A 24965-nucleotide genomic window follows, 5' to 3' on the forward strand; every position below is an offset into this window, starting at 1 on the left:
CGTTCCGCCGATGTGGGTCCGGTTGCCGACGCGGCGCGGCCCTCCTCGCCCCTAGCGTCGGTCGGGCCCAGCCGGGCGGAACGCAAGGACTCGAGGAGGACCCCGTGCCCACCACGCCAATGGTCGAACTGCGCGACGTGAGCCGCCGCCACGACGCGGCTTCCGAGGGACTGCCCGCCCTGCGGGGCGCCTCCCTGAGCGTGCAGGCCGGTGAGGCAGTCGCGATCCTCGGGCCGTCGGGCAGCGGGAAGTCCACGCTGCTCCATCTGGTCGCGGGCCTGGACCGACCGGACGCGGGGACGGTCACCGTGGACGGGGTGCGGGTCGACGGGCTCGGTGAAGCGGCGGCGGCCCGCTTCCGGCGGGCCAAGATCGGGATGGTGTTCCAGTTCTTCCACCTGCTCGACGATCTGACCGTCACCGACAACGTGGTGCTGCCCGCCCAGCTGGCCGGCATGGCGCGCGGCGCAGCGTACCGGCGGGCGGCGGAGCTGCTGGAGAGCCTGGGCATCGACCGGCATGCCCGCGCCCATCCCGGCCGGCTCTCGGGTGGTGAGCGGCAACGCGTGGCGGTGGCGAGGGCGTTGATGAACCGGCCGCCGCTGCTGCTGGCCGACGAACCGACCGGCGCCCTGGATTCGGCGTCCGGCGAGGACGTCAGCGAACTGCTGCGCGAGTTGCACGCCGACGGCCAGACCCTTGTCCTGGTGACCCACGACGTGGCCCTGGCCCAGGCGTGCACGACCCGCACGATCCACCTCGCCGACGGCAGAACCGTCGCCGACTCCCTTGTGGGGGAGGTCCGTTGAGCGCCGAAGGTCGAGGGTCGCTGCGCAGCCGCACGGGCGCCCTGAGTCGTGTCGTCCGCTCCGGGGCGGGGCGCCGGCGCGTGCAGACCGCGCTGATCGCGCTCGCCGCGCTGATCGCCGTGGCCTCGTCCGTGCTCGCCGGGTCGCTGCTCGTCGCCTCCAGCGGGCCGTTCGACGCCGCCTTCACGCGGCAGGACGGTGCGCACCTGTCCGTGCAGTACGCGCCGGGCACGAGCGACGCCGAACTGCGGGCCACGGGCGACGCTGCCGGAGTGAGCGCCGCGGCGGGTCCCTTCCGTACGACTACGCTCACCCCGCGCTTCTCCGACGGCTTCCCCGAGCCGCCGATGACCCTGGTCGGACGGGCCGGGCCGGGCGGAACCGTCGACCGCCTCGCCCTGACCGCGGGCCGATGGGCCAGCGGCCCGGGCGAGATCGTGTTGGCGGCCGGAGGCCGGCGCTCCTCGGCCATCGGCCGGCAGGTCGCCTTCCCCGATCTGCCGGGCGGTCCGGCCCTCGAGGTGGTCGGCACGGCCCGCTCCGCGACCGGCACCGCTGAAGCCTGGGTCACCCCGACCCAGCTCACCGCCCTCACTCCGCACGGGCAGGCGAACGGCCGCCAGATGCTGTACCGCTTCGCCGCGGCGGACACCGCCGACCAGGTCGCGGCCGGCCGCGAGGCGGTGACCGCACGGCTTCCCGCGAAGGCGGTCGCCGGCTCCCAGTCCTGGCTCGTCACGAAGAAGAACGCCGAGCGGGGCACCGCGCTCTACGTCCCCTTCCTGGTGGCGTTCGGGGTCCTCGGGCTGGTCATGTCGGTGCTCGTCGTGGGCACCGTGGTCGCGACCGCGGTCGGCTCGAGCATCCGCCGGATCGGCATCCTCAAGGCGATCGGTTTCACTCCCGCCCAGGTCGTACGCGCCTACCTGGGTCAGGCACTGCTACCGACGCTCATGGGCACGGCGCTCGGCGTGGTGACGGGCCACCTGCTTGCCGTCCCGATCCTGTCCGACGCCGAAGAGGTGTACGGCACCGGCGGGTTGGGGGTGGAGCCGTGGGTGGATGCGGCCGTGATCACCGGGGTGCTCGGTCTCGTGACCGCGACCGCGTGCGCCAGCGCCTGGCGCGCGGGCCGACTGCGTACCGTCGACGCCCTCGCCACAGGCCGCGCCCAGCAAGCGGGCCGCGGCCGGTGGGCGGCGCGCCTGGCGGCACGGCTGCCCCTGCCCCGTCCGGTCGCGCTCGGCCTGACACGGCCCTTCGCCCGACCCGCCCGCGCTCTGGCCATGGGCACGGCGATCGTGTTCGGCACCATCGCCGTCACCTTCACGGTGGGCCTGGGCTCCTCCCTCGGAGAGGTGATGGCGGCCCGGGACCATGACGCCGCGGACGTCACCATCGGCGTCCTGCACCCCCCGTTCCCGGGTACGGAGAAGTCGCAGGCCGATCCGAGCACGGTGATCGAGGAGCAGCCCGGCACCCAGGCACACTTCGGCACGGCCTCCACGTCGGTGACGGTGGCCGGTGTGTCCGGCTCGACCCGTGTCACCGCGTTCACCGGTGATGCCTCCTGGGCCGGGTACGTGATGGTCGGCGGGCGCTGGCTCGACAAGCCCGGAGAGGCCGTCGTACCGACCGGATTCCTCACCGCGACCGGACGGCAGGTGGGCGACGCCATCACCCTCAACGGCCGTCGGGCGCCCGTCACGGTGCGGATCGTGGGCGAGGTCCTCGACCCTCGCCACGGCGGCATGCAGGTGCTCACGGACGCCGCGACGCTCAGGTCCGCCGAACCGGGCCTCGTGCCCACGGCCCACCACATCGCGGTCACGTCCGCCACGGACGCGAGCAGTTACGCGGACGCCCTGAGCGAGGACCTGCGCCCGTTGGGCCTGACCGCCGAGGCGGGCGGCTCTGAGGGCGGAAGCGAGATGGTCGTCACCCTCAACTCCCTGTCCGCGCTGCTGACCCTGATGCTCGTCGCGGTCGCCGCGCTCGGCGTGCTGAGCCGTGTGCTCCTCGACACCCGTGAGCGGGTCCGCGAGCTGGGCATCCACAAGGCGCTCGGCATGACGCCGCGCCAGACCACCGGCATGGTCCTCACTTCGGTCACGGTCATCGGCCTGGCCGGCGGCGCCCTCGGGACGCCCCTGGGGGTGGCCCTGCACGGCTGGGTACTGCCCGCGATGGGCGACAGCGCGGGGCTGCGGCTGCCGGATGCGGTGATCGCCGTGTACCGGACGCCGGAGCTGGTTCTCTTGTGTCTGGGTGGGCTGGTCATCGCCGCCCTCGGGGCGCTGCTGCCGGCGCGGTGGGCGGCCCGGATGCGGACGGCTGCCGCCTTGCGCACGGAGTAGGCCCACCGCGGACGACGGGCCTTGCCCCCGAGTCCCGAACACCGGTCATGCGGCTGATGCCAGCACAGTCGGTGGTGCTTCGACTGCGGCTTCGAGGGTGAGGGGCCGCGGTGTCCGAGGCGGGAGTGCCGGACGGATCCAACCGGTCGAAATGACAGCAGCGGTCGCAGCGGATACCGCGGGCCGGGGCGCGCTCGGCGAGGTCGAACGCGCCCCACGCCACCCGCGGGGCCGCGTCGGGTCAGTGCTCTCCGTCGACGCCCGCACGGCCGGCAGCGGGGTCAGTGCCCGTGCCTTCGTCCTCGACGCCGGACCCTTCGACCTCGTCGGCCGCCCGCACCAGGTTCTGCTCCAGGCGCTCCAGGGTGCGCAGTGCCTCGGCCCGCTCATCGGCGGTGAGCCCCTCGGCCACGAGCTCCTCCAGCCGCCCCCAACTCCGCTCGACCTCGCGCCGGAGGGCATGGCTCGCCGCAGTGGGTTCGATGAGCGAGGCGCGCCGGTCGGTCGGCGAAGGACGACGACGTACGAAACCGGCCTGCTCCAGACGCCGGATGGTGCGGGTCATCGTGGCCGCGTCGGAGTCCAGCAGCCGCACCAGATCGGCCTGCCGCTGGGCCCCCAGCTCCCACAGGTGCATCATGACCAGCTCCTGGCCCGGATGCAGGCCGATGCGACGCAGCAGCTGTCCGGCGAACATGCGGTGCAGACGGGCAAGGCGGAAGATCGCGTGGCTGATCGGCCCGCCGCCCGCCGTCGCCGGCACCGGAACGCTCGCTCCTCCCCCCGCCGACGGCACGGTGTCGCCTTCCCCCGAGACGGATTCCGTCATCTCTCCTCGCTTCCCTGATTGAGCAACTAAAACTACCTCGAAGCCAAGATCTTCACCCGAGATCAGCACCCCTACTCCCCACAAAGGGAGCATTAGCCACGATTTTTCCTCCCAAGGGAGAGCTCCGGAATACAGCGGAGCCATTACCTGTTCGAACAGGTAACTGCTACGGTGAATACACCGAGCCCCCTTCTTCCCCGATGAGAGGAAACGACCATGACGACAGCATTCGACCCGATCGTCCTTGGCGGCCGCCGCCTGAGCAGCCGGATCGTGATGGCTCCGATGACCCGCAGCCGTGCCTTCGGCCCCGGAGCGGAACCCACGGATCTGATGGCGACCTACTACGCCCAGCGCGCTGGAGCAGGGCTGATCGTGACCGAGGGCGTCCAGCCCTCACCGGTCGGCCAGGGCTACCCCGACACCCCCGGTCTGCACGCGCCCGAGCAGGTGACGGCCTGGCGGAGGGTGACCGATGCCGTACACCGCGAGGGCGGGGTGATCTTCGCGCAGCTGATGCACACCGGTCGGATCGGCCACCCCAGCCTGCTGCCCGGGGAGCTGGAGCCGGTGGGCCCGTCGCCGGTGGCCGCCAGGGGTCAGGTGTTCACCCACGAGGGGCCGAAGGAGTTCGTCACCCCGAAGGAACTGAGCGATTCGGAGATCCGGCAGACGATCGAGGACTTCGCCGCCGCCGCGCGCAATGCCGTCGCGGCGGGCTTCGACGGCGTGGAGGTCCACGGCGCCAACGGCTACCTGCTCCACCAGTTCCTGGCGCCGCACGCCAACCGGCGCACCGACGCCTGGGGCGGCGACACCGAGCGCGGGATCCGCTTCGCCTTCGAGGTCACCGCCGCGGTCGCCGGGGCGATCGGCGGCCACCGCGTCGGCCTGCGGATCTCGCCCGGGAACCCGTACAACGACATGACCGAGGAGAACCCGGGCGAGGTGTACGAAGCGCTGCTGGCGAAGCTGGCCGATCTGGACCTGGCCTACCTCCACCTCCTGGAGGGTCCGGACCGCGACCTCACCGCGCGGCTGCGCAAGGCATGGCCCGGAACCTTCGTCCTGAACCCCTTCACCCACCCGGAGGTCACCGGCCCCGAAGCACTGGGGCTGGTCGAGGACGGCACGGCGGACATGGTCTCCTACGGGGCCCTGTTCCTGGCCAACCCCGACCTGCCGGCCCGACTCGCCGCCGGCGGCCCGTTCAACACCCCGGACCCGGCCACCTTCTACGGCGGTGACCAGCGCGGCTACACCGACTACCCCCGCCTGGACTCCTGAGCCGCCGACCCCACCGACCCAGCCGACCGACCGACGCGTCGCACGGTCGCCCCTTCCCCACCACCCCCTGCTCCCCCCTCAGGAGTTCTCCGTGTCCCAAGCAATCACCTTCTCCGCGTACGGTCCGCCCGAAGTACTGCGGCTGACCGAGGTCGTCCCGCCGGAGCCCGGCCCGGGCCAGGTCCGGGTGCGGGTGCGGGCCGCCTCCGTGAACCCGCTCGACCTGAAGGTCCGTTCCGGGCGGATGGCCGCCGTCGCACCAGCCCGGCTGCCGATGGTTCCGGGCCTCGATGCGGCCGGCGTCGTGGACGTCGTCGGCGAAGGGGCGGACGCAACCGTGGGGGACGAGGTCCTCGGCGCCACCGTCGGGGGCGGCTACCGCGAACACGCCCTGCTGGAGCACCCGGTGGCCAAGCCCGCCGGGGTGTCGTGGGAGGTAGCCGCCTCGCTGGTCACGGTCGGCAGGACCGCGGCCCGGGTCCTCGACGAGCTCGACGTACGTCCCGGCCGGACCCTCCTGGTGCACGGCGCCGCCGGCAGCGTGGGGGTGCTCGCGGTGCAGTTGGCCGTCGCCCGGGGCCTCAGGGTCATCGGAACCGTCGGCGAGGAGGACATCGAGCGCGTCACCGCTCTCGGAGCGGTTGCGGTCCGCTACGGGGACGGGTGGGCGGACCGGGTCGGGGACGTCACCCTCGACGGGGTGGACCACGTCCTCGACGCCTCCGGAGCCGGAGTGCTCCCCGGCTCCGTCGCCCTGACCGGTGCTGCGGACCGGGTCGTCACCATCGCCGACCTGTCCGCGCGGGAGCACGGCGTCCGCTTCAGTGCGGGCGGCGCCGGTCGGACCGGGGACCACCTACCGGAACTGGTCCGGCTGGTCGCGGACGGTGCACTGGCCCTGCCGATCGGGACCGCCTATCCGCTGGCCCAGGCCGCACGGGCCCATGCCGATCTGGAGTCCCGCCGCCACCGCGGCAAGGCAGTCCTGCTGCCCTGACCGCGCCGCTTCCCCGGCGGCACGACGCGGCGGGGCACGGCGCGGGCCGGGCCCCGTTCGCACCGGGACGGAGTCGTCGAGCCGCGGTGCGAGGGGGAGCGTCGGACCGTTCCGGTGGACGGCCCGCTCGGTTTGTCCGGCGTTCCTCCCGGAACGCTCCGGAGGGGCCGGTAAGGTGCGCGGGTGGGGAATCGAGGACCGACGCTCGAAGACGTCGCGCGCGAGGCCGGGGTGTCCCGGGCGACGGTGTCCCGGGTGGTCAACGGCGTGCGCAACGTGGATCCGGCGATCCAACGGACCGTTCGGGACGCGATCGACCGGATCGGCTACGCGCCCCACCAGGCCGCCCGTGCGCTGGTGACGGATCGTGCCGGGACCGCGGCCCTGGTGCTCTCGACGACAGACTCGGCCTTCGCCGCCCGGATCTTCTCCGACCCGTTCTTCGGACGCGTGGTGGACGGGGTGCTGCCGGTTCTGCGTCGACGAGCGGTGCAACCCGTGCTGCACGTCGCCGAGTCGGAGCGGGCCCGTGAACAGCTGGTGGCGTACCTCCGGCGCGGCGGGGCCGACGGCGCCCTCGTCGTGTCGCTCGACGAGGGCGATCCCCTACCGGGACGGCTGGTGGCGGCCGGCTTGCCCACCGTCCTCTTCGGCCGGCCCTCCGAGGACCTCGGGTGCGGCCATGTGGACCTCGACCACGCCGCGGGGGCCGCCCTTGCGGCCCGGCACCTGTGGGGGACGGGCCGGCGACGCCCCGGCATGATCACCGGACCGGAGGGCGCTCCGACGGCGCGGCCCCGCCTCGAAGGGTTCTTGGCGGAGTGCGCGGCGCTCGGCACGGCGTCGGTGCCGCTCGCCCGGGGGCGCTTCACCGTGGACAGCGGGCGCCGTGCGATGGCGGAGCTGCTGGCCCTGGATCCGTCGATCGACGCGGTCTTCGCCGCGAACGACCTGATGGCGCAGGGGGCCTGCCAGTACCTGGGGGAACGGGGAGTGGCCGTTCCCGATGCGGTGGCCGTGGTGGGCTTCGACGACTCGGCTGCGGCACGCAGTTGCAGCCCGGCGCTCACGACGGTGCGGCAGCCGGTGGAGCAGATGGCCGCGGCGATGGCGGAGCTGCTGGTCGACGTGCTCGACGGAGTGGGGGACGGACCCGGGTCCCTGGCCTTCGAACCGGTCCTGGTGGTGCGCGACTCGGCCTGACGGCGCCCGCACCGCGCGGGGAAGGGAGCGGGGCGGGAGATCGCTCCCGCCCCTCCCCCGCGGGACGGTGGACGGTGCCGGATCAACGCGCCCGCGACCGGTGGGTGCGGATGATGTCCGCGTAGCGCCGGCCGCTCGCCTTGACCGTCCGCTGCTGGGTGGCGTAGTCGACGTGGACGAGGCCGAAGCGCTTGTCGTAGCCGTAGGCCCATTCGAAGTTGTCGAGCAGGGACCAGGCGTAGTACCCGGCGAGTGGGACCCCCTTGCGCAGGGCGCGGGCGCAGGCGGCCAGGTGCTGCTCCAGGTACCGGGCCCGGTCCGGATCCGTGACGGCGCCGTCCGGGCCGACCGTGTCGGGGAAGGCGGAACCGTTCTCCGTGACGTACAGGCGGCGCACTCCGTACTCCTCGGTGAGGCGCAGCAGGAAGGCCTCCAGGCCGCCCGCGTCGACCTGCCAGTCCATGCCGGTGCGCGGAACGTCCGGGAGGCGCACCTCGCGCGCGTACGGCACGGGGCCCGTGGGATCGTCGGCGACGGTGACGGGGAAGTAGTAGTTGAGGCCGTGCCAGTCCAAGGGGGCGGCGATGAGGTCCGCGTCGCCCTCGCGTTCCGGGAGGTCGATCCCGTACAGCTCGCGCATGTCGGCGGGGAAACCGCGTCCGTACACGGGGTCGAGCCACCAGCGGTTGGTGTGGCCGTCGGCCCGGGCGGCGGCGGCGACGTCCTCGGGGCGGCTGGAGGCCGGTTCGACGGTCGAGTGGTTGGTGACGAGGCCGATCTGCGCTCCGGGTACGGCCGACCTCAGGGCCCGGACCGCGAGGCCGTGCCCGAGGAGCAGGTGGTAGGAGGCGCGGACCGCCGCGGTCAGGTCGGTGTACCCGGGGGCCATGCGTCCTTCGAGGTGGCCGATCCAGGCGGAGCAGAGGGGCTCGTTGAGGGTGGCCCACTGGGTGACGCGGTCGCCGAGGCGTTCGGCGACGAGGGAGGCGTAGCGGGCGAAGTGTTCGGCGGTGGCGCGCTCGGTCCAGCCGCCGCGGTGTGCTTCGGTCCGGTCCTGCAGCGCCTGCGGGAGGTCCCAGTGGTAGAGGGTGACGTTGGGGGTGACGCCCGCGTCGAGGAGGGCGTCGACGAGCCGGTCGTAGAAGTCGAGTCCGGCCGCGTTGACCGGTCCGTCGCCGTCGGGGAGGATGCGCGGCCAGGCGACCGACAGCCGGTAGGCGTCGGTGCCCAGTTCCTTCATGAGAGCGATGTCCGTGGGCCAGCGGTGGTAGTGGTCGCAGGCCGTGTCGCCGTGGTCGCCGTTGTCGACGGCGCCCGGGGTGTGGGAGAAGGTGTCCCAGATGGAGGGGCCGCGGCCGTCCTCGGTGACGGCGCCCTCGATCTGGTAGGCGGAGGTGGCCGTGCCCCAGGTGAATGCGGGCGGGAAGGCGCCGAGGTCGAGGGGGGCGGTGGGATCGGACACGGAGTGCCTTTCTGCGGTACGGGGCCGGGGGGACGTCACTTGACCGCACCTGCGGTGAGGCCGGCGACGAGGTAGCGCTGGAGAAGGAGGAAGCCGGCGACGACGGGCACGCTGACGACGAGGGAGGCGGCCATGACCTGGTTCCAGTACACGTCGTTCTGGGTGGCGTACCCCTGGAGGCCGACGGCGAGCGTGCGGGTGGTGTCGTTGGTCATCACCGAGGCGAACAGGACCTCGCCCCAGGCCGTCATGAAGGCGTAGACGGCGACCGCGACGATGCCGGGCATGGCGGCGGGGACGATGACGCGGAACAGGGCGCCGACGGGTCCGCAGCCGTCGACCTTGGCCGCCTCGTCGAGCTCCCGGGGGATGGAGTCGAAGTAGCCGGTGAGCATCCAGATGGAGAACGGCAGCGAGAAGGTGAGGTAGGTGAGGATGAGGCCTTCGCGGGAGCCGAACAGGGCGATGCCGGTCGCGTTGCCGATGTTGACGTAGATGAGGAAGAGCGGCAGCAGGAAGAGGATGCCGGGGATCATCTGCGTCGACAGGACGGTGACCGTGAAGACCCGCTTGCCGCGGAACTCGTGCCGGCTGACGGCGTAGGCCGAGAAGATCGCGACGATCACCGAGAAGACCGTTGCCGCCCCGGCCACCACGATGGAGTTCACGAAGTAGTCGGCGAGGGGCACGGTCCGCCAGATGTCGGCGTACGGGCGCAGGGTGAGCCCGCTGGGGATCCACTGGAACTCGTCCGAGACGTCCTGGAGCGGCTTCAGGGAGCTGGAGACCATCACGTACACCGGCACCAGGACGAAGCCGGTGAGCAGGGTGAGGAAGATCCGTCGGCTCCACAGGAAGGAGCGCGGCGGGGCCATCGGCGGACGCGGGCGGGTCGGGCGGGCGGGCGCCGGGAGGACGGACGGGCCCGGGGCAGCGGCGGTGGCTGTGCGGTCAGACATCGGAGGTCTTCCTTCCCCGGCTGGTGAGCAGGAGGTAGACGCCCGTGACGAGGAGGAGGAAGAGCAGCAGGAGCACGGACATGGCCGAGCCGGTGCCGAAGTTCCACGTCTGGAAGGACGACTGGTAGATGTGCAGGGAGATCAGGTCCGCAGCTTCGGGCGCCGCTTTGCCGAAGAGGACGAAGGGGGTGTTGAAGTCGTTGAAGGTCCAGAGGAACAGCACGAGGACGAGGACCTGGTTGACCGGGCGGAGCGACGGCAGGGTGATGTGCCGGATCTGGCGCCAGGTCCCGGCGCCGTCGAGGGCGGCGGCCTCGTACATGTCGCGGGGGACGTTCTGGAGTCCGGCCATCACGGTGAGGAAGGCGAACGGCCAGCCCTTCCAGACGGAGACGACGAGCAGGGCCCAGAAGCTGTTGTCGCCGATGAGCCAGAAGGCGGGGCTGTCGCCGATGCCGAGCTGGTCGTGCAGGACGTGGTTGACCAGCCCGTTGTCGCGCTGGAACATGAACGCCCAGGTGATGACCGCGGCGTAGACGGGCAGGGCGTACGGGACGAGGAAGAGGGTGCGCAGGAAGCCCCGGCCGCGGAAGCCCTCCTGGAGGTAGATCGCGGCGGCGGTGCCCAGCAGCCAGCACGCGGCGACCGAGGCGAGGGTGAACAGGCAGGTGGTCAGGAAGGACTTCAACAGCGCCTGGCCGACGGGGGCGTCGAAGTCGATCGCGACCGTGAAGTTGTCCAGTCCCGACCAAGGGGCCTCGGACCAGTTGCCGATGAAGAACTGCGTGAGCTCCTTGAAGCTCATGCCGATGCCCATGAGCATCGGGACGAGGTGGACGAGGAGTTCGAGGATCAGGGCGGGGAGCAGCAGCAGGTACGGCAGTGCCGTGCGGCCGCGCCCGGAGCGGCGGTCCGCGGGAGCCCCTCCGGGTGCGGCCCCAGGCACGACCCGCTCGCGCTCGGGGGCGGGAATGGTCTTCGTCATGGGACGTGCGGCCTACTTCTTCGGCATCTGCTGCTGGGCCTTTTCGAGCTTGGCACGCACGGAGTCGGTGGTGACCGGCCGTCCGGCGGCGGCGTCGGCGAAGAGTTCCTTGACCGCGGTGCCGACGACGGTTTCGAACTGGGACTCCTCGGGAACCTGCGGCAGGGCGGCGGCGCTGGCGGCGAGGGTGTCGCGGATGACCTTCAGCGAGGGGTCGGAGAACGCGGAGTCGGTGAGCGCGCTCTTGACCGGCGGCACCGAGCCGTAGGTCTTGTTGAGCGTGATCTGTTCGGCGTCGCTGGTCATGAACTTCACGAACTTCAGGGCGCCGTCGAGGTTCTTGGTGTTCTTGAAGACGGCCATGTTGATGCCGGCGACCATGGAGTTGGTCTGCGCGTCCTGACCGGGAGCGCCGGAGGGCACCGGGGCGGGTACGACGCCCCATTCCCCGGCGGTCATGCCCTGGGCGGCGAAGGTCTGCGACGGGGTCTGCCACAGGACCATGGCGGTGCGGCCCTTGGCGAAGTCGCTGAGGGACTGGTTCTGGGCGTACTCGGCGTTGCCCGGCGCGACTATCTTGTCGGCCGCCATCAGGTCGACGTACTGCTTGACGGCGGCGACGGCGCCGTCCGAGGTGAAGTCGGCCTTGCCGTCGGGGGTGAAGAAGTCCGCGCCGTGTTGCTTGCCGAGGGCGAAGACCTGGTGGATGTTGTTGGAGAGGTTGGAGCCCTCGACCCCGATCCCCCACTTGCCGTCCTTGCTGATCTTCTTGCCGACGGCGACGACCTCGTCCCAGGTCGTCGGGGGCTCGTCGATGCCGGCGTCCTGGAACATCTTCTTGTTGTAGTAGAGGGCGTACGCCATCGAGTAGAGCGGGACGGCAGCCGGGTCCTGGCCCGGGGTGCCGGTGGAGCCGAGCGCGGAGTCGACGAAGCGGTCCTTGCCGCCGATGGCACCGAAGTTCTTCTCGTCCCACGGCAGCAGGGCGCCGCTGGCCTGGAGCGAGGCGCTCCAGGTGTTGCCGATGTTGAGGACGTCGGGCCCCTGGCCGGAGGTGGTGGCCGTGAGGATCCGGTTGAGCAGGTCGGACCAGGGGACGACCTCCAGCTTGACCGTGATGCCGGTCTCGCGCTCGAAGCGGTCGAGCTCGGGCTGGAGGACCTCCTTGTCGACCTCCAGGCTGGATCCCTGGTTGGAGGCCCAGTAGGTGAGGGTCTTCTTCGCCTGGCCGCCGCCGTCAGCGCTGCCGCCACAGGCGGATGCGGTGAGGGCGAGGGAGAGGGTGACGGCTCCGGTGACTGCGGCTCTGATTCTGCGCATGGCTCCTGGGCCCTTTCGGGGTCGGCGGAGGTGCCGGCGGGGGCGTCCGGATCGCCCGCCCCGTAACACCGGCTTAATTTAGGATGTGAGTTAAACTCCATGAGAAGGTCGCGTCAAGGGCCGGATTGCGGGTATGTTGCATCGAAGGACATCGACAGACGGGGACCAAAGTGCACGCGAAGAGTGGCCGCACGGTGCGTGACCTGCGACGCGAGAACCGCACCGCCGTGCTCCGCAGGCTGTACTTCGAGGGGCCGATGAGCCGCCTCACGCTCGGCCCTGCCACCGGGCTCAGCTCCGGCTCCATCAGCAATGTGGTCGCCGAACTGGTCGCCGAGGGCCTCGTCGAGGAAGCCGGCAGCGTCGACTCCGCAGGAGGCCGCCCCCGCACCCTGCTGCGCGTCTCGCCCGACAGCGGATTCATGATCGGCGTCGACATCGGGGAAACCCGGCTCCGGATCGAGCTCTTCGACCTGAACCTCAGTGAACTGGCTCGTTCTGAAAGGCCGTTGGCCAGCTCCGGACCGCGAACCGCGCGGTATGACGTGGAGGTCGTCGTCGACCATCTGCGCGACGGGGTGGCCGAGGTCCTGCGCACCGCGAAGGTCCCCGTCGATCGCCTGCTCGGCGTCGGCGTCGGAGTGCCCGGCATCGTCGCCCGCACCCCCGAGGACGGCGCGGTCGTGCACGGGCAGACCATCGGCTGGGACGCGGTGCCGCTGGAGCGACTGCTGCGGGAGTCCGTCGATCTCCCCGACACCGTGCCCTACTGGATCGACAACGGGGCCCGCACCCTCGGCCAGGCCGAGATGTGGTTCGGCGCGGGGCGCGGCGCACGCAGCGCGGTGGTGGTGCTCTTCGGCTCGGGCGTCGGCGCCTGCGTGGCCACCGATCCGCTCGGCCCCGGACGCGCCCTCGAATGGGGTCACCTGACCGTGAGGGTGCGGGGGCGGCGCTGCCGCTGCGGCGCACAGGGCTGCCTGGAGGCGTACGCGGGCGCCGAAGCCCTGCTCGAACGCTGGCAGGAGGCCGGCGGCAGGCCGCCGGTCGGAGCCGACGAAGAGACCGCCCTCACCGCACTGCTCGCCGCCGCCTACCCCGAAGACCCCGCACGGGAGCCCGACCGGACGGCGCTCGCCGTGCTGCTGGAGACCGCCGAGTACCTCGGCGCCGGCTTCGCCGACCTCATCAACCTCTTCCAACCCGAGCGGATCCTGGTCGGGGGGTGGGCCGGCCTCCAGCTCGGCGAACGCTTCCTGAGCACCGTACGGGAGTACGCACGGGAGTACGCGCTCCGCTACCCGGCCAGTCGAAGCACCATCTCCCTGGGCACCCTCGGGCCGGAGGCCGTCACCGTGGGGGCGGCGCTGCTCCCGCTCGCCGACTTCTTCGCCCGAGGCGGGCGACCGGCCGAAGCGGAGCCCGTCCTCCCCGCCCCCGCCTGGCAGGACGCCCTCCAGGCCCGGGCGTCCTCCTGAGCTCCGGGCCCCACCCCTGTGCGTCCCGGGCTTTGAGCACCGGCCGTCCGATCGGCGCCCAAGGGCCGGGACGCACATGAGGTCCACGGACGTGGCCACCGGGAACGCACTCCTTCGGCGCGTCGCCCGCCAACCGGTTCGCCACCCCTCAACGGCACCCCCGTTCGGAGGGATTTCCGGGTGCGGCGGACGGAACCGCCGTGTCCGAACCGGCCACCGCCGCCCCGGGACACACAATGGAGCCCGCTGCACTCCGGCATGATGAGGAGACGCGTCATGGGGCCCCTTCCGCCGCTGGGCGAGATGCTGCGCGCCCGGCTCTGGCCGGTACCGGCGCTGGCCGTCGTGCTGGCCGTCGCCCTGGGGGTGGGGCTACCCCGTCTGGACGCACGGATCCGGACCGGCATCCCGCCCTCGCTCGCCGATTACCTCTTCGGGGGCGACCCCGACGCCGCACGCGCACTGCTCGCGGCGATCGCCGGCTCCCTGATCACCGCAACGACCCTGACCCTCTCGCTCACGGTGGTGACGCTACAACTGGCGAGCAGCCAGTTCTCCCCCCGACTGCTGCGGACCTTCAGCCAGGACGGTTACGTACAGGCGACCCTGGCCCTCTTCCTGGCGACCTTCACCTACGCACTGACCGTCCTGCGCACCGTACGCAGCGGGAGCGGGAACGAGACACCGGCCCTGCCCCAGGTGTCGATCACCGTCGCCTTCCTGCTCACCCTGGCGAGCATGTTCGTGCTCGTGGTGTTCCTGTCGCACCTGGCGCGCAAGATCCGGGTGGAAACCATGCTCCGCGACGTGCACGTCGACGCGGACACGACCATCCGCAGGCTGCTCCCCGAAGCCGAAGCCGATCCCGCCGGCACGCCCCCTCCCGCACCCCCCGAACCGCCCGCCGGCGCCCTTCCCCTCCTCGCGGCCTCCTCGGGCTTCCTGAGCGCCGTGGACGAAGGGGCGATCCTGTCCGCGGCGATCGAGGCGGACGCCGTCGTCCTCGTCGACCGTTCCCCGGGAAGCTCCCTGATCTCCGGAACCCCCGTCGGAGCCGTCTGGCCCCGCACCGGTCGGCCCTTCGCCCCCGAGGTGCGGGAGGAACTGGTGTCCAGCGCGGCCCGCACCCTGACCACCGAGCCCGAGCGAACCCCCCGGCAGGACGTCTCCTTCGGCCTGCGCCAGCTCACCGACGTGGCCACCCGGGCGCTCTCCCCCGGAATCAACGACCCCACCACCGCAGTCCATGCGCTCTCCCACTCGTCCGCGCTGCTGTGCGAGCTGGCCAGGCGTGACCCGTCGCCCAGGCTGCTCCACGACGACCGCGGTCGGATCCGCGTGGTCCTGCGCCGCGCGAACCTGGCGGAGCTCCTCCGACTCGGCATCGCCCAGCCCCTGTGCTACGGCGCGGCGGAGCCCGCGGTCCTCGCCCGCCTCCTGATGCTCTTGCGGGAACTCGCCTGGCACAGCCGACCCGAGCAGCGTGCCGCCATCGTCGAACAGCTGACCCGCGTGCGCGACGTCGCGGCGGGTCAGGAGCTCGGACCCGCCGATCGCGCGGACATCGCCGCACTCACCGCACTCGTCGAGCAGGCACTGACCGGCGAGTGGCCCCCCGCGACCGTCGGCTAGGGACCGGGCGGTCACGGACGGCATCGACGAGCCGCCGGAGCGCACCCGTCCGACCGCGGGCCCGCCGGGCCCACATCACGCCCCGGAGAGCGACGCCTCCGGGGCACCTCACGACCGCTGAGCGCACGCCTCGGCCCCCGTGTCCCGTGCGGCCCCAGCATCCACCCCAGACGCACTACACGCACCACACGCACCCACCACCCCGTTCGACACATACCCCAGGGGGTAAAAGTGCTATGGTGGAATCCATACCCCAGGGGGTAATTTTCGCGAGAAGGGAGCATCCGGGTGTTCTTCGTCGACACCATCGAGCTGGAGGGCCTGGGCAACCGCAGCTACCTCGCCGGTGGAACGCGGACCGCGGTGGCGGTGGATCCGCCCCGCGACGTCGACCGGGTGCTCGCCGCTGCGGCCGGGCGGGGGGTGCGCATAGCCCTCGTCGTGGAGACGCACGTCCACAACGACTACGTCACCGGCGGCCTGGAGCTGGCCCGGATCACGGGGGCCGAGTACCTGGTGCCGGCCGGTGCACGGGTCTCGTTCGCCCGGGTCCCGGTCAGCGACGGCGACACCGTCGACATCGACACGGACCTGACCCTGACGGCCGTCGCCACCCCCGGGCACACCCCGCACCACACCGCGTACGTACTCGGCGAGTCGGGACTCCCGGTCGCCGCGTTCACCGGCGGCTCCCTCCTCATCGGCACGGTCGGCCGCCCCGACCTCGTCGAACCACGGCTCACCGAACAGCTGGCGCGCGCACAGCACGCCTCGGTCCGCCGTCTCGCCGACGCCCTGCCCGACGAGACGGCGGTCCTGCCCACGCACGGCTTCGGCAGCTTCTGCTCCTCCGCACAGGCGGACGGCGACGCCACGACCATCGGCAAGGAGAAGACCACCAACACGGTCCTCACCTCCGACGTGGACGCCTTCGTCACCGACCTGCTCGCGGGCCTGGAGGACGTACCCGCCTACTACGCGCACATGGGCCCGACCAACGCCGCGGGCCCCGCCCCCGTCGACCTCACCCCGCCGACGGCCGCCGACCCCGAGGAGCTCGCCGCCCGGCTGGCGGCAGGCGAATGGGTGGTGGACCTGCGCAACCGGATCGCGTTCGCCGAGGGGCACCTTGCAGGTGCGTTCAACTTCGAGGCCGACGGGAAGCTCGCCACCTACCTGGCCTGGATGATCCCCTGGGGCAAGCCGGTCACCCTGCTCGCCGACACGGCGGAGCAGCTGGCGGCCGCCCAGCGGGAACTGGTCCGGGTCGGCATCGACCGACCTGCCGCCGCCGCGACCGGCGGACCCTCCCGCTGGCTCCGGGAGGGCGAGGAGCCCGCGGCCTTCCCCCGCGCCACGTTCGCCGAACTGGCGGCCCGGCGCGGGGACGGAATCGTGGTGCTCGATGTGCGCCGCGCGTCCGAGCGCGCCGCAGAGCGGATCGAGGGATCCGTGCACATCCCGATCCACGAGCTGCACCGCCGCCTCGGCGAGGTGCCCGGCGGCACGGTCTGGGTGCACTGCGCGGGCGGCATGCGCGCGGCCATCGCGGCCTCGCTGCTGGACGCCGCCGGGCGGAGGGTGGTGGCCGTGGACGACGCCTTCGCCTCCGCCGCCGACGCCGGGCTGCCCGTCATCGGCGACTGAACCCAGCAGAGGCCGATGGGCCCCTGCATCCCCACACGCCCCCGAACGAAAGAGGTGACGCCCACGATGTTCCCCTTCCGCAAGAAGAGGCCGCGCCTGTCCGTACACGAGGCCCGCACCCGTACCGGCGGAGACCGCCCCGAAGCCGTCCTGTTGGACGTGCGGGAGAAGCCCGAGTGGAAAGCCGGGCACGCCCCGGGCGCGGTGCACGCTCCACTGACCGGGCTGGTCGCGGGTGCGGCCCTGCCCGCGTCCGCACAGGGCCGTCCGCTCGTGGTGATCTGCCGCAGCGGCCAGCGTTCGCAGCAGGCGACGAAGCTGCTCACCGAACGCGGAGCGGACGCGGTGGACGTGACGGGCGGCATGAACGCGTGGGCCGCCGCCGGATTCCCGGTCACCGACGAACGCGGGAACAGCGGCTCGATAGCGTGAGCACCCTGATCCTCGCCCTGGTCGCCGGGGCCGTCATCGGCCTGGCCCTCGGCGCCCTCGGTGGTGGTGGCAGCGTCCTCGCGGTTCCGGCACTGATCTACCTGCTCGACTTCTCGCCCTCGTCCGCGACCACCGCCAGTCTGATCATCGTCACGATGACCTCGGCCACCGCCCTCTACGCCCATGCACGGAACGGGAACGTCGCCTGGCGGACCGGAAGCCTGTTCGCAGCGGCAGGGGTCCTGCCGGCGTTCCTCGCCGGAGCCGCCTCGTCGCGGATCCCGGCCGCGGTGCTCACCACCGCCTTCGCGGTCATCGCCGCACTGGCCGCCCTGCGCATGCTGCGCCCCGCCGCCTCCGAGCCGCCGGAACGCGTGCGTCCCGCCAAGGCCGCGGGAGTGGGCGCGGGGCTGGGAACCGTGACCGGTTTCCTCGGCGTCGGCGGGGGCTTCCTGGCCGTACCCGCCCTGGTGGGGGTCCTCGGCCTGCGCATGAAGCAGGCCGTGGGCACGAGCCTGCTGGTCATCACCGTGAACTCGCTGGCCGCACTCACCGCGCGGACGGGAACCGGCGGGGACCTGCGCTGGGAGGTGATCGCCCCGTTCACCGGAGCGGCGATCCTCGGTGCCTGGGACGGCAAGCGCCTCGCCACGAAGATCACCGCCGGGACCCTGCAACGGATCTTCGCATGTGTCCTGCTGGGCGTGGCGGCCTTCATGCTCGTCGACGTCATCGCCTGAGCACGGGCCCCGCGCGCTTCATCGTCCGAGCACGGGCCCCGCGCGCGCCGCGAACGGCCACCTCAAGGCCCCGCCCCCCGTCGGGGCACGCTCCATCCTCCCCCTCAGATACCCCAGAGGGTAATGCATCCTCCTCTGTGGGGGCACGGCAGACAGAAAAGGAAGACTCCCACCATGACCACGCCCACCGCCCTCGGCACCGGCGAAGCCCACACCCGCCTGCACGAGCTGATCGTGATCGACGTGCGCACCCCCGGCGAGTACGCCGGTGGGCACCTGCCCGGAGCACTGAACATCCCCCTGGACCAGATCCAGCGGGCCCTGCCCGACATCCGACACGCGGCCGACCGCGGTGACGTCCTGGTCGTCTGCGCGTCCGGTGCACGGTCCGAGAACGCCTGCCGTCTCCTCGCCGAGAACGGCATCGACACCGCCACCCTCTCCGGCGGCACCGGCGCATGGACCGCCGACGGCCACGAACTGCACCGTCCCGAGGGCGCCACCCGCACCACCTGGGGCATGGAACGCCAGGTCCGCTTCACCGCGGGCACGATCGTCCTCCTCGGCCTGCTCCTCGGCCTCCTCGTCCATCCGGCCCTCCAGATCCTGTCGGCGGGCATCGCCGCGGGGCTGGTCTTCTCCGCCCTCACCAACACCTGTGGCATGGCCGCCGTACTCGCCAAGCTGCCCCACAACCGCCCCCGCGCCACCGACATCGACGCCACCTTGGCCCGGCTCCGCACGCACTGAACCGGCAGGGGCGCAACCCCGGGACGGCCGCCCCGCCAAGACGGGGTCCGGGCACCGCGCTACCGGAGCGGGCCCAGTGCAGCGCACACGGCCTCGGCGACGCGTTGGTGGCCGGCCGGAACGGGGGGCTGTCCGCCGTGCGCACCCCCGTCCCCCGAGAGCGGGCCGCACGCCCCCTCGAAATCATTGGACATACATGGGGATCAGTCGGGTAGGCGCCGCAGCGTGCCGCGTCACGCCTCCGTGACGCGGCACCGACGAAAGGATTGGCATGATGCAGCGCGCGCCCCTCTCCCGTCGGGGGCTCCTCACCCGTACCGTTGCGCTCGGCGGACTGGTCGCCGTCCCGGGCCTGTTGACCGCGTGCAGCCGTACGGAACCCGGTTCGGGGTCCGTCGCGGGAGACGGTGACCTCCTGGCGAAGCTGCGCGACCAGGGCTTCGTCCGGGTGGGTTTCGCCGGTGAAGCCCCGTACGGCTACAAGGACGGCAACGAGCTCGCGGGAGAAGCGCCCACCCTGCACCGGGAGATCTTCAAGGCCCTCGGCATCAAGGAACTGCGCCCCACGCTCACGGACTTCAAGTCGCTCATCCCCGGTCTGATGGCGGACCGCTTCGACGTGGTCAGTGCCGGAATGGCCATCACTCCCGAACGGTGCGCCAAGGTGATCTTCTCCGAGCCGGAGTTCGTCTCCCCCACGGCCCTGATGGTGCGCAAGGGCAATCCCGCCCAGCTGAGCGACCTCGCGTCCTGTGCCGGCAAGGACGTCACGGTGGGCGTCCTGACCGCGGCCGTCGAAGCCGGCTACGCACGGGCCGCCGGAGTGGGCGACGGGCGCGTCAAGTCGCTGTCGAAGCAACAGGACGGCCTCGACGCCCTGGTGGCCGGCCGCATCGACGCCTTCGCCCTGACCGGGATCTCGCTCCGCTGGCTGGCCAGAACCAATGAGGGCGCGGACGTCGAGGTGCTGGACCCGTTCCTCCCCGAGGTGGACGGACGCAAGCAGTACAGCCCCGGTGGCGCGGTCTTCCGGAAGAGTGCGACGACGCTCCGGGACGCCTTCAACGGCGAATTGAAGAAGATCACCGGTGATACGGGCCGCTATGTGGACCTGATCGGGAAGTACGGCTTCACGGCCAACGAGGTGCCACCGGCCACGCTGCGGACGGTCGACCTGTGCAAGGCGTGAGACGCGTCCCGCATGAGTGACTTCCTCTCCCAACTCACGCGATCCCTCCCCAGCTTGGGCGAGGGCATCACCATGACGCTACTGGCGACGGTCCTCAGTGCACTCCTGGCACTGGTCCTGGCCTTCGCCCTCGGCCTGGCCTCCCGCTCCCCGCGCGTACTGCTGCGCGGATCCGCACGGGTGGTGGTCGAGTTCTTCCGCGGCACCTCCCTCTACGTGCAGCTCTTCTGGCTCTTCTTCGCCCTTCCGGTGCTGGGCTTCCGGCTGGAGCCGCTGGCCTGCGCGGTCCTCGCGTTCGGCCTCAACTACGGTGCCTACGGCGCCGAAGTGGTCCGCGGTGCGGTCAACGCGGTGCCGAAGGCGCAGTGGGAGGCCACGGTGGCCCTCAACATGGGCCCGTGGCTGCGGATGCGCCGGGTCATCCTGCCGCAGGCCTGGGTCCAGATGATCCCGCCGTTCAACAACCTGCTGATCCAGTTGCTCAAGTCCACCCCGCTGATGTCCCTCGTCACCATCACCGACCTGACCTTCCAGATGGACCAGATCCGTTCGACGACGGGTGACACGGCCGCCGCCTATCTGACCCTGCTGGTGGTGTACTTCGTCATCGCCTATGCCTTCACCCTGATGATGAACGCCGTGGAGCGGGCGGCCAAGGCGCGCCTCGGCCGGAGCGATGCCCCCCGCAGCGTCAAGCGCGCCGAGCACACCGGTGCCACGGTGGCGGGTGGTGCCTGATGTGGTCCTGGGACACCGCGCTTGAGGGCCTTCCGCTGATCCTGCGGGGCTTCGGGATCACCTTGCTGGCCACCGTGCTGGGCTCGCTCGTCGCCATGGTGCTGGGCCTGCTCATCGCCGTCGCGCTCCGTGCACCGACCCGCTGGGTGACGGCTCCGCTCCGCGGGCTGGTCGAGTTCGTGCGCTCCACGCCGGTGATGATCCAGCTCTTCGCCGTCTGGGTGCTGGTGCCCGGACTCGACCCGCTGACCATCGGCGTCTGCGTGCTCGGCGTGCACTACGCCATGTACACCGCCGAGGTGTACCGGTCGGGCATCGACGCGGTGCCCAAGGGGCAGTGGGAGGCGTGCGTGGCGCTTTCGCTGTCTCCGGTCCGGACCTGGAGGGCCGTGGTGCTTCCACAGGCCCTGCGGAAGGTGGTTCCCGCACTCGGCAACTACGTGATCTCCATGTTCAAGGAGACGCCGTTCCTCTCGGTGATCACCGTGCAGGAGATGGTCCACCGGGCGGACGAGTTCGGCAGCGTCCACTTCGCCTACCTGGAGGCGTTCACCCTGGCCGCGGTCGTCTTCCTGGCCGCGAGCTACCCGACATCCGTCCTGATGAGAAAGCTGGAGAACCGTCTTGCCCAGTGAGCACGCCCTGCCCTCCGAGGAGATGATCCGCTTCGACCAGGTGGTCAAGCGCTTCGGCGACCACACCGTGCTCGACCGACTCGACCTGCGGGTCCGACGTGGCGAGCGGGTCACCCTGATCGGCCCCAGCGGTTCGGGCAAGACGACGATCCTGCGCCTGCTGATGACGCTCGAACGGGTCACCGAGGGCACCATCCACGTCGCGGGGGAACCCTTCTCCCACATGCCCGGGGCCAAGGGCGACCTGGTACCGGCCGACGAGAAGTACGTGCGCGCGCACCGCCAGCGCATCGGCATGGTCTTCCAGCAGTTCAACCTCTTCCCGAACATGAAGGTGCTGGAGAACGTCACCGAGGCCCCGATCCACGTGCTGGGGCTCGGCAAGGACGAGGCGGTGGAACGCGCCCGCGGCCTGCTCGACCTCGTCGGGCTGGCCGACAAGGAGGGCGCCCACCCGACGCGTCTCTCCGGCGGCCAGCAACAGCGGGTGGCGATCGCACGGGCACTGGCCATGCGGCCGGACGTGCTGCTGCTCGACGAAGTGACCTCGGCGCTCGACCCCGAACTGGTCGCCGGGGTGCTGGACGTCCTGCGGGACATCGCTGCGGGCACGGACATCACCATGCTCTGCGTGACCCACGAGATGGGCTTCGCCCGTGACGTCTCCGACCAGGTCATGATGTTCGACCGGGGCAAGATCCTGGAATCCGGTTCCCCCGAGCGCCTCTTCGAGGACCCGGAACACGAACGCACCCGCTCCTTCCTCGGCGCGGTCCTCTGACCCCGTCGTACGAGGCCACCGGCCTCCGCACGGGACCGCCCGTGCGGAGGCCGGTGCGCGGCGGACGGTCCCGGCGCGCGGTTTCCGTGCCCGGTCACGAGCGGAGGCCACCCGGACCTCCCGCACCCGCACCCGCACCCGGGTCGGACACCGGCCTCACGACGGTGGGCACGCTCGAAGTAGGCGGGCGGCGGCGGACGTCGGGAGGATCGGAATCGGACGGCTGCGCCACTGGCAGCCCGACCGATGGAGGGAACCATGGCCGGTTCGTGGCGCGCGCTCAGGCGCCGCATGCTGACACCGAGTCATTCGGCCACCCGTCTCTCGACGCGTGGCTTCCACGTGAAGGGCCCCGCCGCGCGAGATCTCCTCGAAACCGTGGGCGGGACCTTTCTGGACGGCTACGCGTACGTGATGGAGGCGCGCACCGGCACCGAGGCGGAGCGGCGGCTCGAGGAGGTGCCCCGGCAGTTCCGCGGCTTCGCCTACGAGGGGGCCGGCATGGGCTGTGCGATGCTCGACGGCCTGTCCCCGGGCACGGGCCACCGGGTACGGGAGTTGCTCGACGGTCGGGGTGCCCGGCACCGCTACATGGTGAACGTGGGAGTCGGCTGGGCCATGGCCCGGCTTCCCCGTTTCCGCTGGAAGGCGATCGCCCCCACCGACCCGCTGCTGCGCTGGCTGGCACTCGACGGCTACGGGTTCCACCAGGCGTACTTCCGGACCCGGAAGTACGTGCACGAACAGTACCGGGAGCCGGACTTCCCCTGGCCGGCCGGTGATGCGGCGGCCCACTCCTCGCGCGTGATCGACCAGGGCATCGGCCGGGCCATGTGGTTCGTCGGGGGGACGGCACCGGATGTGGTGGCCGATCTGCTCGACCGCTTCCCCGCATCGCGGCGGCCCGACCTCTATGCCGGTGCCGGACTCGCCGCTGCGTACGCGGGCGGCGGGGACGAGGCGGAGCTCGGCGTCTTGTGGAAGCGCGCCGGGGCGTACCGCCCGCAGGTGGCGCAGGGGGCCGCGTTCGCCGTGACGGCGCGCGTGGAGGCCGGCCTGGTCGTTCCCCACACCGCCTTGGCCGCGGGGTTCTTCTGCCGCATGGAGCCCGACGAGGTGGCCCGGGTGTGCGAGGAGGCATGGCCGGACCCGATCGAGGACGGTGAGGTGCCCGCCTACGAGGTGTGGCGCCGGCGGATCTCCGAGCGGATCATCGAACACCGTGGGGCACGGACGTGAGCGGCGTACCGTCGCACGACGCGGTGCCAGCGGTCGATGCCCGGCCCCGGCGGCTTCCGCCGGGGCCTTCCCGTGCGATGACCGCACAACTGCTCTCCAGGATGGCCAGGGACCGGCTCGCCGTGATGAGCTCGGTGGCCGCCGCCTACGGGGACGCGGTGCGGCTGCCGCTCGGGCCCAAGACGCTGTTCTTCTTCAACCATCCCGATCACGCCAAGCACGTGCTGACGGACAACCACGCCAACTACCACAAGGGCATCGGCCTGGTGCACGCCCGGCGGGCGCTCGGGGACGGCCTGCTGACCAGTGAGGGCGAGCTGTGGCGCAGCCAGCGCAAGACGATCCAGCCGGTCTTCCAGGCCAAGCGGATCGCCCGGCAGGCGGGGGTGATCGCGGAGGAGGCCGCCAAGCTGGTGGCCCGGCTGCGGGCCCGGGAGGCGGGTGGCGTGCTGGTCGACGTCCGGGAGGCGATGACCGGTCTCACCCTGGGGGTGCTCGGTCGTACGCTCCTGGATGCGGACCTCGACGCCTTCGACTCGATCGGAGAGTCCTTCGAGGCCGTTCAGAACCAGGCCATCTTCGAGATGATGTCGCTGAGCACCGTGCCCGCCTGGCTGCCGCTGGCCCGGCAGCGGCGGTTCCGGCGGGCGAGGGCGGACCTGGACCACATCGTCGCGCACCTCGCCGCCGAGCGTGCCGCGCACCCGAGCGAGGACGGTGACGACGTCCTGTCCCGACTGATCGAGTCGACCCGGCGGGAGAAGGACCCGGCGACCGGTCGACGCCGGATGCGGGACGAGCTCGTGACCCTGTTGCTCGCCGGCCACGAGACGACCGCCTCGACGCTGAGCTGGGCCTTCCACCTGCTGGACGAGCATCCGCTGGTCCAGGAACGGGTGCGTGAGGAGGCCGTCGAGGTCCTCGGCGACCGGTCGCCCACGATGGAGGACCTGCACCGCCTCAGGTACACGACGATGGTCATCGAAGAGGTGATGCGGCTGTACCCGCCGGTCTGGATCCTGCCGCGGGCGGCTCGGGAGTCGGACGAGATCGGCGGTTTCCGCGTGCCCGCCGGTGCCGACGTGCTGATCTGCCCGTACACGCTGCACCGGCACCCGGCGTTCTGGGACGCGCCGGACCGCTTCGACCCGGAGCGCTTCGCCCCGGACCGGGCGGCCGGACGGCACCGCTACGCGTACGTGCCGTTCGGTGCCGGGCCGCGCTTCTGCATCGGCAACAGCCTGGGCATGTTGGAGGCCACCGTCGTGCTCGCCACCGTGGTGCGCGAGCTCAGGCTGACCAAGGCACCCGGATATCCGGTGCGGCCGGAACCGATGCTGACGCTGCGGGTGCGCGGCGGGCTGCCGATGACGGTGCACTCGATCGTTTGATCCTTGGTGTGGAGGAGCCCCCCCCCCCGGGGGGGGGGGGGGCGGCCCCCCCACGCGACAACCGGGGGGGGGCGGGGGCCCGGGGGGGGCTCCCCCCCCCCACGA

General features: G+C 71.8%; 22 protein-coding genes. 17 read left to right on the forward strand and 5 right to left on the reverse strand.

Going from position 1 to position 24965, the window contains the following annotated elements:
* Positions 1 to 119 precede the first annotated feature (119 nt).
* Positions 120 to 809: an ABC transporter ATP-binding protein gene (locus ACFW22_RS06705; RefSeq protein ID WP_386399984.1), complete on the forward strand. Its 690-nt coding sequence runs from the start codon at positions 120 to 122 to the stop codon at positions 807 to 809.
* A gap of 80 nt (positions 810 to 889) precedes the next feature.
* Positions 890 to 3166 (forward strand): ABC transporter permease, encoded by a 2277-nt coding sequence (locus ACFW22_RS06710; protein WP_386399987.1) that lies wholly within the window; start codon positions 890 to 892, stop codon positions 3164 to 3166.
* A gap of 241 nt (positions 3167 to 3407) precedes the next feature.
* Here the strand turns inward: ACFW22_RS06710 and ACFW22_RS06715 are convergent, their stop codons facing one another.
* The gene (locus tag ACFW22_RS06715; protein WP_386399909.1) at positions 3408 to 3995 is read right to left on the reverse strand and encodes a MarR family winged helix-turn-helix transcriptional regulator; all 588 of its coding nucleotides are present in this window, start codon (positions 3993 to 3995) and stop codon (positions 3408 to 3410) included.
* 216 nt (positions 3996 to 4211) lie between these two features.
* On the opposite strand from ACFW22_RS06715, the gene ACFW22_RS06720 reads away from it, so the two are divergent.
* From ACFW22_RS06720 to ACFW22_RS06730, 3 genes are all read left to right on the forward strand, one after another.
* Positions 4212 to 5282 (forward strand): alkene reductase, encoded by a 1071-nt coding sequence (locus ACFW22_RS06720; RefSeq protein WP_386399913.1) that lies wholly within the window; start codon positions 4212 to 4214, stop codon positions 5280 to 5282.
* A 91-nt stretch (positions 5283 to 5373) separates the two neighbouring features.
* A complete protein-coding gene (locus ACFW22_RS06725) occupies positions 5374 to 6279 on the forward strand; it encodes a zinc-binding alcohol dehydrogenase family protein (RefSeq protein ID WP_386399916.1) in 906 nt (301 codons plus the stop codon).
* Between the two features lie 183 nt (positions 6280 to 6462).
* Positions 6463 to 7482, forward strand: a complete 1020-nt coding sequence (locus tag ACFW22_RS06730) for a LacI family DNA-binding transcriptional regulator (protein WP_386399918.1) — start codon at positions 6463 to 6465, stop codon at positions 7480 to 7482.
* 82 nt (positions 7483 to 7564) lie between these two features.
* Here the strand turns inward: ACFW22_RS06730 and ACFW22_RS06735 are convergent, their stop codons facing one another.
* The 4 genes from ACFW22_RS06735 to ACFW22_RS06750 form a co-directional block, all read right to left on the reverse strand.
* Positions 7565 to 8944, reverse strand: coding sequence for a GH1 family beta-glucosidase (locus tag ACFW22_RS06735; protein WP_386399921.1), 1380 nt, complete (start codon positions 8942 to 8944; stop codon positions 7565 to 7567).
* A gap of 35 nt (positions 8945 to 8979) precedes the next feature.
* Positions 8980 to 9819, reverse strand: a complete 840-nt coding sequence (locus tag ACFW22_RS06740) for a carbohydrate ABC transporter permease (RefSeq protein WP_384875485.1) — start codon at positions 9817 to 9819, stop codon at positions 8980 to 8982.
* Positions 9820 to 9895: 76 nt separating this feature from the next.
* Positions 9896 to 10888 (reverse strand): carbohydrate ABC transporter permease, encoded by a 993-nt coding sequence (locus ACFW22_RS06745; RefSeq protein WP_386399924.1) that lies wholly within the window; start codon positions 10886 to 10888, stop codon positions 9896 to 9898.
* Positions 10889 to 10900: 12 nt separating this feature from the next.
* On the reverse strand, positions 10901 to 12208 hold the full coding sequence (locus ACFW22_RS06750) for an ABC transporter substrate-binding protein (RefSeq protein ID WP_386399927.1): 1308 nt from the start codon (positions 12206 to 12208) through the stop codon (positions 10901 to 10903).
* 170 nt (positions 12209 to 12378) lie between these two features.
* Between ACFW22_RS06750 and ACFW22_RS06755 the strand changes: the two genes are divergently transcribed.
* The 12 genes from ACFW22_RS06755 (at position 12379) to ACFW22_RS06810 (ending at position 24860) form a co-directional block, all read left to right on the forward strand.
* Positions 12379 to 13686: an ROK family protein gene (locus tag ACFW22_RS06755; RefSeq protein ID WP_386399930.1), complete on the forward strand. Its 1308-nt coding sequence runs from the start codon at positions 12379 to 12381 to the stop codon at positions 13684 to 13686.
* Positions 13687 to 13962: 276 nt separating this feature from the next.
* Entirely contained in the window at positions 13963 to 15318 is a 1356-nt protein-coding gene (locus ACFW22_RS06760) for a DUF2254 domain-containing protein (RefSeq protein ID WP_386399933.1), read from the forward strand.
* Between the two features lie 288 nt (positions 15319 to 15606).
* Positions 15607 to 16965, forward strand: coding sequence for a rhodanese-like domain-containing protein (locus ACFW22_RS06765; RefSeq protein WP_386399936.1), 1359 nt, complete (start codon positions 15607 to 15609; stop codon positions 16963 to 16965).
* A 66-nt stretch (positions 16966 to 17031) separates the two neighbouring features.
* Positions 17032 to 17397, forward strand: a complete 366-nt coding sequence (locus tag ACFW22_RS06770; protein ID WP_386399939.1) for a rhodanese-like domain-containing protein — start codon at positions 17032 to 17034, stop codon at positions 17395 to 17397.
* Positions 17394 to 18137: a sulfite exporter TauE/SafE family protein gene (locus tag ACFW22_RS06775; RefSeq protein WP_386399942.1), complete on the forward strand. Its 744-nt coding sequence runs from the start codon at positions 17394 to 17396 to the stop codon at positions 18135 to 18137. The genes ACFW22_RS06770 and ACFW22_RS06775 overlap by 4 nt, the downstream gene beginning before the upstream one ends.
* 174 nt (positions 18138 to 18311) lie before the next feature.
* Positions 18312 to 18887 (forward strand): rhodanese-like domain-containing protein, encoded by a 576-nt coding sequence (locus ACFW22_RS06780; protein WP_386399947.1) that lies wholly within the window; start codon positions 18312 to 18314, stop codon positions 18885 to 18887.
* Between the two features lie 271 nt (positions 18888 to 19158).
* Positions 19159 to 20076 (forward strand): ectoine/hydroxyectoine ABC transporter substrate-binding protein EhuB, encoded by a 918-nt coding sequence (gene ehuB, locus ACFW22_RS06785; RefSeq protein ID WP_386399950.1) that lies wholly within the window; start codon positions 19159 to 19161, stop codon positions 20074 to 20076.
* A 12-nt stretch (positions 20077 to 20088) separates the two neighbouring features.
* The gene (gene ehuC, locus ACFW22_RS06790) at positions 20089 to 20814 is read left to right on the forward strand and encodes an ectoine/hydroxyectoine ABC transporter permease subunit EhuC (RefSeq protein WP_386399953.1); all 726 of its coding nucleotides are present in this window, start codon (positions 20089 to 20091) and stop codon (positions 20812 to 20814) included.
* On the forward strand, positions 20814 to 21449 hold the full coding sequence (gene ehuD, locus ACFW22_RS06795; protein WP_386399955.1) for an ectoine/hydroxyectoine ABC transporter permease subunit EhuD: 636 nt from the start codon (positions 20814 to 20816) through the stop codon (positions 21447 to 21449). Before ehuC ends, ehuD begins: the two co-directional genes overlap by 1 nt.
* A gap of 22 nt (positions 21450 to 21471) precedes the next feature.
* On the forward strand, positions 21472 to 22230 hold the full coding sequence (ehuA, locus tag ACFW22_RS06800) for an ectoine/hydroxyectoine ABC transporter ATP-binding protein EhuA (RefSeq protein WP_386399991.1): 759 nt from the start codon (positions 21472 to 21474) through the stop codon (positions 22228 to 22230).
* 258 nt (positions 22231 to 22488) lie between these two features.
* Positions 22489 to 23469 (forward strand): DUF1702 family protein, encoded by a 981-nt coding sequence (locus ACFW22_RS06805; RefSeq protein WP_386399958.1) that lies wholly within the window; start codon positions 22489 to 22491, stop codon positions 23467 to 23469.
* On the forward strand, positions 23466 to 24860 hold the full coding sequence (locus ACFW22_RS06810) for a cytochrome P450 (protein ID WP_386399960.1): 1395 nt from the start codon (positions 23466 to 23468) through the stop codon (positions 24858 to 24860). The genes ACFW22_RS06805 and ACFW22_RS06810 overlap by 4 nt, the downstream gene beginning before the upstream one ends.
* Positions 24861 to 24965: the final 105 nt, after the last annotated feature.

This window comes from Streptomyces sp. NPDC058872 (assembly GCF_042743065.1).
GTDB lineage: Bacteria > Actinomycetota > Actinomycetes > Streptomycetales > Streptomycetaceae > Streptomyces.